Here is a 12,109-nt window from a genome sequence, read left to right as displayed (position 1 = left end):
TTTTAACCGAACGTGGCAGGTGGGAGGCGTTCGACTATAAAGGATGCACGCTTTTTACGCAGCGCGACCATTGAGTCGATAAATGAATACCCAAGACGTGTACTTAATTGACGTATGACACTCATGCAACAGAAAAGAGGTGCTAGCATAGAGCCATCAGTCGACCTCAGCATGCACCCTCACTAGTAGTCAGGATATGACCGAGCCAGAAGACCCCAGCCGTGAGCGTCTCAAGCACCATTTTGCCCAGCGGGTAATTCATCAGGCACGTCAAATTCTTGAGATCTGGCAACGCCTGCAACGCAGCGAATGGTCGAATACCGACTTGTCCGAACTCAGCGAAGCCAACCTGCGCCTGCTGCGCTTTGCCGAGCGTTTCGAACAGCCGGAACACGGCCAACTGGCGCGGCACATCGGCGAATCGCTCAAGGTGGTGGACGAAAATCGCGGCCGCCTGAGCAGCCAGGTCATCACCGAACTCAACCGCCTGATGCAACGCCTGTCCCGCACCGGCCTGCGTCAGGGCGACCAGTTGGAACAAACCTTTCTGCCACCGATGCGCAAGCCCATCTACGTGATGCTCGCCGATCACGACCGCGCCGAACGCCTGGCCAAGCAACTGGAATTCTTCGGCATGAGCGCCCAGTCCCTGGACAGTGTGGCGGCGTTTCGCGCCTCCCTGGCCGAGCGCCTGCCCTCGGCGATCGTGATGGATGTGGACTTCTGCGGCGCGGGCCTGGGCCTCAAGCTGGCCGCCGAAGCCCAGGAAGGCCTCGAGCAAAAGCTGCCGCTGCTGTTTTTCAGCCTGCATGAAACCGACACGCCAACGCGCCTGGCCGCGGTGCGCGCCGGTGGCCAGGAGTTCCTCACCGGCACCCTGGAAGCGTCGAGCCTCTTGGAAAAGATCGAAGTGCTGACCTGCGTCGCGCAGTACGAACCCTATAAAGTACTGATCATCGATGACTCACGGGCCCAGGCGCTGCACACCGAGCGCCTGCTCAACAGCGCCGGCATCGTCACGCGCACCTTGATCGAACCGATCCAGGCCATGGCCGAACTGGCGGATTTCCAGCCGGACCTGATCATCCTCGACATGTATATGCCCGCCTGTACCGGCACCGAGCTGGCCAAGGTGATTCGCCACAACGACCGTTACGTCAGTGTGCCGATCATCTACCTGTCGGCCGAAGACGATCTGGATAAACAACTGGACGCCATGAGCGAAGGCGGCGACGACTTCCTCACCAAGCCGATCAAGCCGCGCCACCTGATCACCACCGTGCGCAACCGCGCGGCGCGGGCGCGCAACCTCAAGGCGCGGATGGTACGCGACAGCCTGACCGGGCTGTACAACCACACTCACATCCTGCAATTGCTCGAAGACTGCAGCTTCCGCGCCCGCCGCGAGAACAAGCCGCTGAGCTTTGCAATGCTCGACATCGACCACTTCAAGCGCGTCAATGACAGCCACGGCCACCCCATGGGCGACCGCGTCATCAAGAGCCTGGCGCTGTTTCTCAAGCAGCGCCTGCGCAAGACCGACTACATCGGCCGCTACGGCGGCGAAGAGTTCGCCATTGTGATGCCCGACACCGACCTGGAATCGGCCTGCAAGGTGCTGGACGAAATCCGTGGGCGCTTTGCCGAAATTCACTACCCGGCCCAGCCGCAGGATTTGTGGTGCACCTTCAGCGCCGGGCTGGTGGAGCTGTGCGACGATTCCGACAGCCTGATGATGGCTGCCCAGGCCGACGAGGCGCTGTACCGCGCCAAGAACGCAGGACGCAACCGCGTGCAAGCCGCGCGCACATCAAAGCAAAGTGCCACCTTTTCACCGGAATTCACCGAATCCGTCATAACTTTGTAATGAAAACGCAATAACTTCAGGCACTTATCTTTTGCTGTCGGTTGAAACCACGCATGCGCCTGAAGCTGCTGACCAATCTCAATACCCTTCTGCTGGTGGCCGTGTGCCTGGCCCTTGGGGCCACGCTTTGGTGGTCGCAACGCGCACTGGAACGGCCTTATCTGCTGATGGAACGCTACCTGAGCCTGTCGCAGACCTTTCAGAACCAGGCCGCGCGCAACATTGACGACTACCTGTCCAGCGGCGATGCCCTGCGCTTGAGCAGCGCCAGTCAAAGCCTGGAAAGCCTGTTGCAGCATCTGGACGAGTTGCCGCAAGACCTTGCGCAAAACCTGCGCCCCAGCCTGGTGGATCTGGATACCTTCAGCAAAACCGAGCTGCTCGCCGCCGGCAAACTGGCGGGTGACCCGCAAGCCCTGTTGCTGCAAGCCGAACGTGAGCTGGGCGCGAACCTGGAGCAACTGAGCCAATACGCCACGGGCGCCAACGCACCGGACGCCGCTCGCTACCTGCCGCCGTTGCTGGCTGCGTCCCAGCACCTGGGCAAACTGTCCCTGGCCCGCGACAAGCTGGTCAGCAGCGGGCGCGCGGAGTTGGCCGATGACGTGGAACGCGAAGTCGCCAGTATCCGTACCCAGGCGGACCTGTTGGCCGCATTGCCATTGCTGGGCGTCAAGGCCAGCAGCGAATCCGGCGCCGATGATTTTTCCGCCATGATGGGCCTTGAAAACACCACAAAAACCGAAGCCCAGGACACTGGCGTCGACCTCAAGCGCGAACTCAACAGCCTGTTGACCCGCTACCCCGCCGAACTCCAGCGTACCCGCGAGCAAATCCAGCAACGCACCGCACTGGCCGCCGCGACCCACCTGAAAATCGCCGCCGTGCAACAGGCCATCTCCGGCCTGGAGCCGGTGGTGCGCGCCCAACACGCCAGGATCCAGGGTGAAGTCCGCCTGCTGCAAGGCGTGATGATCGGCCTGATCCTGTTGATTGCCCTGCTGATCGACACCCTGCAACGGCGCCTGGCGCGGGTGCTGACCAACCTTGCGCCGGCGCTGTCGACCTGGGCCGAAGGTGATTTCAGCCAGCCGATTGCGTTGGGCAAGACCAACCGCGAACTGCACGATATTGAAGCCTCGCTGAACCGCTTGCGCGCGTATCTGGTGGCCCTGGTGGGCACCATTCGCGGGAATGCCGAAGAAGTCGCCGGTAGCAGTCGCGCCCTGGCCGAGCTGAGCAGTGGCTTGCATGATGGTGCGCAGCGCCAAGCGGGTGATACCGCACAGATCCGCGACTCTTTGGGCGAGCTGGAAGCCACCATCCAGCAAGTGGCCGGCGACGCCAGCCAAGCTGCGGGTGCCAGCCGCAGTGCGGGCCTGGCCGTGGAACAAGGCCAACGGGTGATCGGCCTGAGCCTCACCGGCTTGCATGCGCTGGTGGGTGAAGTGCAGCAAAACGCCCAGATGATCGAGAAACTCGCGGAAGAATCCGCCACCATCGGCGGCGTGCTCACCGTGATTCGCTCGATTGCCGACCAGACCAACCTGCTGGCCCTCAACGCCGCCATCGAGGCGGCCCGCGCCGGGGAAGCCGGGCGCGGGTTTGCCGTGGTGGCTGACGAAGTGCGCACCCTGGCCCAACGCACGGCGGGCGCCACTGCTGAAATCCAGGGGTTGATCACCGGCCTGCAAAGCGCCGCCCATCAGTCGGTGCAGGGCATGCGCGCCCAGGTCGAACACGCCGAGGCCACCGCCCAGCAGGCCCAGGCGGCCGACGGCGCGCTGGATGAAATCGTCGGGGCGATCCAGACCATCTCCGACACTGCCGTGCGCATCGCCGATGTGACCGCGCAGCAGAGTGGCGCCGTCAGTGAGATTCGTGACAACAGCGAGCGGATTCACCAGCTGGGCGAGGATAATTTGCTGCGCATCGGCCAAGGACGTAGCCAGGGTGAGCATTTGCTGGAACTGGGTGGGCAGCTGAACACTGCGGTGCAGGCGTTTCGCGTCTAATGCGATCGAGATCGTGCCCACGCTCTGCGTGGTCATGCATCCTGTGACGCTCCGCGTCACGACTTCAGAGCGGGACGCGGAGCGTCCGGGGCGGCATTCCCACGCGGAGCGTGGGAACGATCAATCACTGACCAAATCCAGCCTCACAGTCACAAATTTTGTGCAATCATCGCTAATCGTGCCGCCTACTGCATAGAACTGGACAGTCACAAAGGCTTTGCGGCATAGTCGCCGGGTTCTGACGCACCCACATCAATAACAAGGAACAGCCGATGGCGACCTTTCTGGTTCTTCACGGACCCAACCTGAACCTGCTTGGCACCCGCGAACCGGGCGTCTACGGGGCGGTGACCCTGGAACAGATCAACCTTGATCTGGAACGCCGGGCGCGTGAAGCCGGCCACCATTTGCTGTACCTGCAAAGCAATGCCGAGTACGAATTGATTGATCGCATCCATGCCGCGCGTGGCGAAGGCGTGGACTTTATCCTGATCAATCCCGCCGCTTTTACGCATACAAGTGTTGCATTACGTGACGCGCTGCTGGCGGTGAGCATCCCATTTATCGAAGTGCATTTGTCGAACGTGCACAAACGCGAAGCTTTCCGCCATCACTCCTACTTCTCCGACGTAGCGGTAGGTGTGATCTGCGGCCTTGGCGCCAGCGGTTACCGACTGGCCCTGGAGGCCGCCCTGGAACAACTTGAACAACCGGCCAAGCGCCCCTGACCGACCCTTGGGAGTTGATGATTCATGGATATCCGTAAAGTTAAGAAACTGATCGAACTGCTGGAAGAATCCGGTATCGACGAGCTGGAAATCAAGGAAGGCGAAGAATCCGTACGGATCAGCCGCCACAGCAAGACCCCGGCTCAACAGTTCTACGCGCCACAGATGCAAGCACCTGCTCCGGCTGCCGCACCTGCCGCCGCCCCGGCTGCTGCTGCACCGGCCGCCCCGGCCGCGCCTGCGCTGAACGGCTTCGTGGTCAAGTCGCCAATGGTCGGTACCTTCTACCGCACCCCGGCACCGACCTCGCCAGCCTTCGTTGAAGTCGGCGCAACCGTGAAAGTGGGCGACACCATCTGCATCGTTGAAGCGATGAAAATGATGAACCACATCACGGCTGAAAAAGCCGGCGTCATCGAATCCATCCTGGTAGAAAACGGTCAGCCGGTTGAGTACGACCAGCCGCTGTTCACCATCGTTTGAACCGCGGAGCGCCTTCGATGTTGAAACCTGCGAAGAAACTGCAAAAAGTCCTGATCGCCAACCGCGGCGAGATCGCGCTGCGTATCCTGCGCGCCTGTAAGGAAGAGGGCATCAAGACCGTCGCTGTTTACTCGACGGCCGATACCGAATTGATGCACGTGAAACTGGCGGACGAAAGCATTTGCATCGGCCCGCCACTGGCCACGAACTCGTACCTGAAAGTCTCGAACATCATCGCAGCCGCTGAAGTGACCGGCGCTGATGGCATCCACCCAGGCTACGGCTTCCTCGCGGAAAACGCCGATTTCGCCGAACAGGTGGAAAAATCCGGCTTCGCCTTCATCGGCCCTAAAGCCGAAACCATTCGCCTGATGGGCGACAAGGTGTCGGCCAAGGACGCCATGATCGCAGCCGGCGTGCCAACCGTTCCAGGTTCCGACGGCCCACTGCCGGAAGACGAGGCAACCGCCCTGCGCATTGGTCGCGAAGTCGGTTACCCGGTGATCATCAAGGCCGCCGGTGGCGGTGGTGGTCGCGGCATGCGTGTGGTGCACAAGGAAGAAGACCTGATCGAAGCTGCCAAGCAGACCCGCTCCGAAGCGGCTGCCTGGTTCGGCAACCCGATGGTCTACCTGGAGAAGTACCTGACCAACCCACGTCACGTGGAAGTGCAGGTACTGTCCGACGGCCAGGGCCACGCCATCCACCTGGGCGACCGCGATTGCTCGCTGCAACGTCGTCACCAGAAGGTGCTGGAAGAAGCACCGGCACCGGGCCTGGACGAAACCGCGCGCCAGGAAGTCCTGGCTCGCTGCGTCAAGGCGTGCATCGACATCAATTACCGTGGCGCCGGTACCTTTGAGTTCCTCTACGAGAACGGCCGCTTCTACTTCATCGAGATGAACACTCGTGTGCAGGTAGAGCATCCGGTTTCGGAGATGGTCACCGGTATCGACATCGTCAAGGAGATGCTGAGCATCGCCGCCGGCAACGTGCTGTCCTTCACCCAGGACGACGTGAAGATCCACGGCCACTCCCTGGAGTGCCGGATCAACGCCGAAGACCCGAAAACCTTTATCCCAAGCCCTGGCCTGGTCAAGCATTTCCACGCGCCGGGCGGCAACGGCGTGCGTGTGGATTCGCACCTGTACAGCGGCTACAAGGTTCCGTCCAACTACGACTCGCTGATCGGCAAGCTGATCACCTGGGGCGCCACCCGCGACGAGGCCATGGCCCGTATGCGCAATGCCCTGGACGAAATCGTGGTTGACGGCATCAAGACCAACATCCCGCTGCATCGGGATCTGGTCCGCGATGAAGGCTTCTGCGAAGGTGGTGTGAACATTCACTACCTGGAACACAAGCTGGCCAACCAGTAAGTGCTCCACCCAACAAAGCCGCCTTCGGGCGGCTTTGTTGTTTGTGGCACACCTGTTCTTATGCTCGTTCCCACGCTCCGCATGGGAATGCATCTTGTGACGCTCCGCGTCACGGACGCAGAGCGTCCTGGGCGGCATTCCCACGCGGAGCGTGGGAACGATCGCCATAGACAGACCGCGGCGACTGCATCGCAGGCAAGCCAGCTCCCACACAAGCCCGCTCGCCACAAACTCGCCGCTCGCGTAAACTTGCGCGCTTTCGCGACCCTGCCGTCGCACACTCATTTTTTCAAAGGTGCCCGCCATGCCTTGGCTGCAAGTCCGTCTCGCCATCAGCCCAGAACAAGCCGAAACCTACGAAGACGCTTTCCTTGAAGTCGGCGCCGTGTCGGTGACCTTCATGGATGCCGAAGACCAGCCGATCTTCGAACCGGAACTCAACACCACGCCGCTGTGGTCCCACACCCACCTGCTGGCCCTGTTCGAAGACGGCACCGATGCCGCCGCCGTGCTGGCCCATATGCAATTGCTCACTGGCAGCCCGCTGCCGGAGCATCACAGCGAAGTAATCGAAGACCAGGACTGGGAACGCAGCTGGATGGACAACTTCCAACCGATGCGTTTCGGCCAGCGCCTGTGGATCGTGCCAAGCTGGCACGCCGCGCCTGAGCCGAATGCCGTCAACCTGCTGCTGGACCCGGGCCTGGCGTTCGGCACGGGTACTCACCCTACCACCGCGCTGTGCCTGGAATGGCTGGACGGCCAGGACCTGAGCGACTGCAACGTCCTGGACTTTGGCTGCGGCTCGGGGATTCTGGCGATTGCCGCGCTGCTGTTGGGCGCCAAGGAAGCCGTCGGCACCGATATCGACGTGCAAGCCCTGGAAGCTTCCCGAGACAACGCCGGGCGCAATAACATTGCTGAAGGCAAATTCCCACTCTACCTGCCACAAGATTTGCCCCAGGTGCAGGCCGATGTGCTGGTGGCCAATATCCTCGCCGGCCCGCTGGTGTCGTTGGCGCCTCAGCTGTCGAGCCTGGTCAAGCCGGGCGGCCGCCTGGCGCTGTCGGGCATCCTCGCCGAGCAAGGCGAAGACGTGGCCGCTGCCTACGCCAAGGATTTCGAGCTGGACCCGATCGCCAACCGTGATGGCTGGGTACGCATCAGTGGTCGTCGGCGCTAGAATGAGCGCTTGCCTGAATCGGATGGCCGCATGACCGACAGTTTCGTCACCCAGTGCCCACACTGCCAAGCCCGTTTTCGCGTCAGCCACGCACAACTGAGTGTGGCCCGTGGCGTGGTGCGCTGTGGCTCGTGCCTGCAAGTGTTCAACGCCGCTCGCCAGTTGCTGGAGCAGCGCGGCCAGGCGCCTGCGCCTGAGCAGCCGGCCGCCGCCGAGAAAGCCGCCGAGCCGAGCGCCGAGGCCCCACGGGCCATCAGCCAGAAGCAGTGGAACGCCGAAGAACTGGACCTGGACAACCTGGACCTGGATGAAGAACTGGCCAAGCTGGAGCGTCGCCAGGCACCCGCCGACCGTCGCCAGCCGGAAGATGCCCTGAGCGCCACCCGCGGCACCGCCAAGGCCGAAGAAGAACAGTGGGCCGCCAGCCTGTTCAGTGAACCGCCCGAGGAACGCACCCCAGCGCCCGAGGACGAGCCGGAACCGGCCCCTGCGACACGTCAGCGCACCGAACCCTCCATGTCGTTTCGCCTTGACGACATCGACGATGAACCGCCACTGCGCTCAGCACCCCACGTTGAAGATGACGATATCGACCCGCCGTTCACGCCCTTGACCCAGGCCCTGGACGAACCGGAACCCGACGATCGCCCGCAACCGCGTCGCAAACGCCCGCGCCCCGAGGTGAGTGTTCACGATGACGTGCTCCAGGACCTGGAAGACGACCCGCTGCACCTTTACGCACAAAAGCGTCCATCCGGCTGGGGCCGCCGCCTGATCTGGATGCTGCTGGTGCTGATCGCCGCCGCCGGCCTGGCAGGCCAGTACATCGCTTATCAATTCGACGACCTGGCCCGCCAGGATGCCTACCGCCCATGGTTCCAGCAGCTGTGCCCGTCACTGGGTTGCACGGTGCCATCGCGGGTCGATATCGCCCATATCAAGAGCAGCAACCTGGTGGTGCGCAGCAACCCGGAGTTTGCCGGGGCGCTGGTGGTGGATGCGATCATCTATAACCGGGCAACGTTCTCCCAGCCCTTCCCGTTGCTGGAACTGCGTTTTGCCGACATGAACGGCAGTCTGATCGCCAGTCGCCGCTTCAAGCCCGGCGAATACCTGAGCGGTGAATTGGCCGGCGTGAGCGAAATGCCATCGCAGACACCGATCCACATTTCCCTGGACATCCTTGACCCAGGCAATAAAGCCGTGAATTACAGCCTGAGTTTTCACTCGCCCGAGTGAGCCGGCTCAGGCTCCGAGGTTTGACGGCAAATTATTGACTTTGCGCTGCGCAACCAAACCAGCGGCGATAAAGAAATAACTGTTCAGATTTTATCCAATTCAGCCTTTATCCAGTCATCGAGAGCGGGTATCATGCCAACCCTTTTTCGAACTCTAATGATCCGGCCCCACAACAGGGAAGTCCTATGTCGGCGGTACGCATCGGCCCATACACATTGCCAAACGGCTTGATCCTCGCCCCGATGGCGGGCGTCACCGACCAGCCCTTTCGTCAGCTGTGCAAGCGTTTGGGCGCGGGTCTAGTAGTCTCTGAAATGGTCACCAGCGACATGAGCTTGTGGAACACCCGCAAATCGCGGATGCGCATGATCCACGAAGGTGATCCCGAGCCCCGCTCGGTGCAGATCGCCGGGGGTGATGCGCAAATGCTGGCGGATGCGGCCCGAGCCAACGTGGAGTTGGGCGCACAGATCATCGACATCAACATGGGCTGCCCGGCCAAGAAGGTCTGCAACAAGGCCGCCGGTTCCGCATTGTTGAAAGATGAGCAGTTGGTAGCCGAGATCCTGCAGGCCGTTGTCGCCGCAGTGGATGTGCCGGTCACCCTGAAGATTCGTACCGGCTGGGACCGGGACAACAAAAATGGCCTGACAGTGGCGAAGATCGCTGAACAGGCCGGGATTACAGCGCTGGCGGTGCATGGCCGCACCCGCGCCGACCTTTACACCGGTGAAGCCGAGTACGACACCATTGCCGCGATCAAGCAGGCGGTGTCGATGCCGGTCTTTGCCAATGGCGATATCGACTCAGCCGAGAAAGCCCGGCGCGTGCTGCACGCCACCGGTGCCGATGGCTTGTTGATTGGCCGGGCCGCCCAGGGGCGGCCATGGATTTTTCGTGAGATCGAACATTTTCTGCGTACCGGCGACGTCTTGCCGGCACCGGAGTTGATCGAGGTGGAACGTATTCTGCTAGAGCATCTGGCCGCCCTGCACGCCTTCTATGGAGACGTGATGGGAGTACGCATTGCCCGCAAGCATGTCGGCTGGTATCTCGCCACCTTGCCGGGCGCCAAGGAATTCCGCGCTCAGTTCAATCGTTTGGATGAAACGCAGGCACAGGTCGCCACCGTTCGTGAGTTCTTCGCCGAACGTGACAAGAGCCTGGGAACAGGGGATGGAGAGGGGGTGGCCGCATGACGATGATGACCGAGACTTTAGTGAGTGGAACAGCACCCGTGAGCGACAACGTCAATTTGAAACAGCACCTCAACACGCCGAGCGAAGAAGGTCAGACCCTTCGTGGGAGTGTCGAGAAGGCGCTGCACAATTATTTCGCCCACCTTGAGGGCGCTTCCGTCACGGACGTGTACAACCTGGTGCTCTCCGAAGTCGAGGCGCCGTTGCTCGAAAGCGTGATGAACTACGTCAAGGGCAACCAGACCAAAGCCAGTGAGCTGCTGGGCCTCAACCGTGGCACCTTGCGCAAAAAGCTCAAGCAGTACGATTTGCTGTAAGCATTCAATCAAACCAGAAAGGCGCCCGCGTAAAAACGGTCGCCTTTTTTGCTGACTCCTTTGCTTTTGATGGAAATTGAAATGACCGACCAGACCACCCGCCTGCCGATCCGCCGCGCCTTGATCAGTGTCTCCGACAAGACCGGGATCCTCGAATTTGCCCGGGAGCTGGAAGCCCTTGGCGTGGAAATCCTCTCCACAGGCGGGACCTTCAAACTGCTGCAGGACAACGGCGTGGCCGCAGTAGAAGTCGCGGACTACACCGGTTTCGCGGAAATGATGGACGGTCGGGTCAAGACCCTGCACCCGAAAATTCACGGCGGGATCCTCGGTCGTCGCGGTATCGACGACGCCATCATGAGCGAACACGGCATCAAGCCGATCGACCTGGTGGCCGTTAACCTTTACCCGTTCGAAGCCACCATCAACAAGCCAGGCTGCGACCTGCCGACCGCCATCGAGAACATCGATATCGGCGGCCCGACCATGGTGCGCTCGGCAGCCAAGAACCACAAAGACGTGGCCATCGTGGTGAACGCCGGCGACTACGCCAACGTACTGGAAAGCCTGAAAGCCGGCGGCCTGACCTACGCCCAGCGTTTCGACCTGATGCTCAAGGCGTTCGAACACACTGCTGCCTACGACGGCATGATCGCCAACTACATGGGCACCGTGAATCAAGCGGCTGAAACCCTGAGCACCGAAGGCCGCAGCCAGTTCCCGCGCACCTTCAACAGCCAGTTCATCAAGGCCCAGGAAATGCGCTACGGCGAGAACCCGCACCAAAGCGCGGCGTTCTACGTTGAGGCCAAGCCTGCCGAAGTCGGCATCGCCACCGCGACCCAGCTGCAAGGTAAAGAACTGTCCTACAACAACGTGGCCGACACCGACGCTGCGCTGGAATGTGTGAAGAGCTTCGTCAAGCCGGCCTGCGTGATCGTCAAGCACGCCAACCCGTGCGGCGTGGCCGTAAGCCCGGACGCTGAAGGCGGGATTCGCCAGGCCTACGAACTGGCCTACGCCACCGACACTGAATCCGCGTTTGGCGGCATCATTGCCTTCAACCGCGAACTGGACGCCGAGACCGCCAAGGCGATCGTTGAGCGCCAATTCGTTGAAGTGATCATTGCCCCTTCCGTCAGTGAAGAAGCGCGCGCCATCGTCGCCGCCAAAGCCAACGTGCGCCTGCTGGCCTGCGGCGAGTGGTCGGCTGACCGCGCCGCTGCCTGGGACTACAAGCGTGTCAACGGTGGCTTGCTGGTGCAGAGCCGCGACATCGGCATGATCGGCAGCGAAGACCTCAAAGTCGTGACCAAACGCGCGCCGACCGAGCAAGAGATCAACGACCTGATCTTCGCCTGGAAAGTGGCCAAGTACGTTAAGTCCAACGCCATTGTCTACGCCAAGAACCGCCAGACCATCGGTGTCGGCGCCGGCCAGATGAGCCGCGTGAACTCGGCGCGTATCGCCGCGATCAAGGCCGAGCACGCAGGCTTGCAGGTTGTGGGTTCGGTGATGGCTTCCGACGCGTTCTTCCCGTTCCGTGATGGCCTGGACAACGCCGCGAAAGCCGGTGTGACCGCCGTGATCCAACCGGGTGGCTCGATGCGTGATGCTGAAGTGATCGCGGCCGCTGATGAAGCGGGCATCGCGATGGTCTTCACCGGCATGCGCCACTTCCGCCACTGATTGATCGTTC

General features: G+C 61.6%; 9 protein-coding genes and 1 pseudogene. All 10 read left to right on the top strand.

Annotated elements, in window-relative coordinates; translation table 11 throughout:
• Nucleotides 1–196 precede the first annotated feature (196 nt).
• Complete coding sequence (locus tag BLV67_RS12150) at nucleotides 197–1,867, top strand: response regulator (RefSeq protein ID WP_069786893.1); 1,671 nt, start codon at nucleotides 197–199, stop codon at nucleotides 1,865–1,867.
• A gap of 1,499 nt (nucleotides 1,868–3,366) precedes the next feature.
• A pseudogene (locus BLV67_RS33670) lies at nucleotides 3,367–3,882 on the top strand (methyl-accepting chemotaxis protein); the annotation flags it as partial.
• Between the two features lie 272 nt (nucleotides 3,883–4,154).
• On the top strand, nucleotides 4,155–4,610 hold the full coding sequence (aroQ, locus tag BLV67_RS12140; protein ID WP_056860456.1) for a type II 3-dehydroquinate dehydratase: 456 nt from the start codon (nucleotides 4,155–4,157) through the stop codon (nucleotides 4,608–4,610).
• A gap of 24 nt (nucleotides 4,611–4,634) precedes the next feature.
• Nucleotides 4,635–5,093, top strand: coding sequence for an acetyl-CoA carboxylase biotin carboxyl carrier protein (gene accB, locus BLV67_RS12135; RefSeq protein ID WP_065930611.1), 459 nt, complete (start codon nucleotides 4,635–4,637; stop codon nucleotides 5,091–5,093).
• A gap of 17 nt (nucleotides 5,094–5,110) precedes the next feature.
• Nucleotides 5,111–6,472, top strand: a complete 1,362-nt coding sequence (gene accC, locus BLV67_RS12130; protein ID WP_017136745.1) for an acetyl-CoA carboxylase biotin carboxylase subunit — start codon at nucleotides 5,111–5,113, stop codon at nucleotides 6,470–6,472.
• 304 nt (nucleotides 6,473–6,776) lie between these two features.
• On the top strand, nucleotides 6,777–7,655 hold the full coding sequence (prmA, locus tag BLV67_RS12125) for a 50S ribosomal protein L11 methyltransferase (RefSeq protein WP_069786891.1): 879 nt from the start codon (nucleotides 6,777–6,779) through the stop codon (nucleotides 7,653–7,655).
• 30 nt (nucleotides 7,656–7,685) lie between these two features.
• On the top strand, nucleotides 7,686–8,894 hold the full coding sequence (locus tag BLV67_RS12120; protein ID WP_069786890.1) for a DUF3426 domain-containing protein: 1,209 nt from the start codon (nucleotides 7,686–7,688) through the stop codon (nucleotides 8,892–8,894).
• A gap of 185 nt (nucleotides 8,895–9,079) precedes the next feature.
• Nucleotides 9,080–10,093, top strand: coding sequence for a tRNA dihydrouridine synthase DusB (gene dusB, locus BLV67_RS12115; RefSeq protein ID WP_056860459.1), 1,014 nt, complete (start codon nucleotides 9,080–9,082; stop codon nucleotides 10,091–10,093).
• Complete coding sequence (fis, locus tag BLV67_RS12110) at nucleotides 10,090–10,410, top strand: DNA-binding transcriptional regulator Fis (RefSeq protein WP_003221275.1); 321 nt, start codon at nucleotides 10,090–10,092, stop codon at nucleotides 10,408–10,410. The genes dusB and fis overlap by 4 nt, the downstream gene beginning before the upstream one ends.
• A gap of 81 nt (nucleotides 10,411–10,491) precedes the next feature.
• Complete coding sequence (gene purH / locus BLV67_RS12105) at nucleotides 10,492–12,099, top strand: bifunctional phosphoribosylaminoimidazolecarboxamide formyltransferase/IMP cyclohydrolase (protein WP_065930614.1); 1,608 nt, start codon at nucleotides 10,492–10,494, stop codon at nucleotides 12,097–12,099.
• Nucleotides 12,100–12,109: the final 10 nt, after the last annotated feature.

Source organism: Pseudomonas salomonii, from assembly GCF_900107155.1.
GTDB lineage: Bacteria > Pseudomonadota > Gammaproteobacteria > Pseudomonadales > Pseudomonadaceae > Aquipseudomonas > Aquipseudomonas salomonii.
Note: the sequence above shows the minus strand (reverse complement) of the source record. Positions and strands in the feature narration are given on the sequence as shown.

Coding starts and splice junctions, on each gene's coding strand:
- BLV67_RS12150 (WP_069786893.1), top strand. CDS start 197: ATGACCGAGCCAGAAGACCCCAGCCGTGAGCGTCTCAAGCACCATTTT.
- aroQ (WP_056860456.1), top strand. CDS start 4,155: ATGGCGACCTTTCTGGTTCTTCACGGACCCAACCTGAACCTGCTTGGC.
- accB (WP_065930611.1), top strand. CDS start 4,635: ATGGATATCCGTAAAGTTAAGAAACTGATCGAACTGCTGGAAGAATCC.
- accC (WP_017136745.1), top strand. CDS start 5,111: ATGTTGAAACCTGCGAAGAAACTGCAAAAAGTCCTGATCGCCAACCGC.
- prmA (WP_069786891.1), top strand. CDS start 6,777: ATGCCTTGGCTGCAAGTCCGTCTCGCCATCAGCCCAGAACAAGCCGAA.
- BLV67_RS12120 (WP_069786890.1), top strand. CDS start 7,686: ATGACCGACAGTTTCGTCACCCAGTGCCCACACTGCCAAGCCCGTTTT.
- dusB (WP_056860459.1), top strand. CDS start 9,080: ATGTCGGCGGTACGCATCGGCCCATACACATTGCCAAACGGCTTGATC.
- fis (WP_003221275.1), top strand. CDS start 10,090: ATGACGATGATGACCGAGACTTTAGTGAGTGGAACAGCACCCGTGAGC.
- purH (WP_065930614.1), top strand. CDS start 10,492: ATGACCGACCAGACCACCCGCCTGCCGATCCGCCGCGCCTTGATCAGT.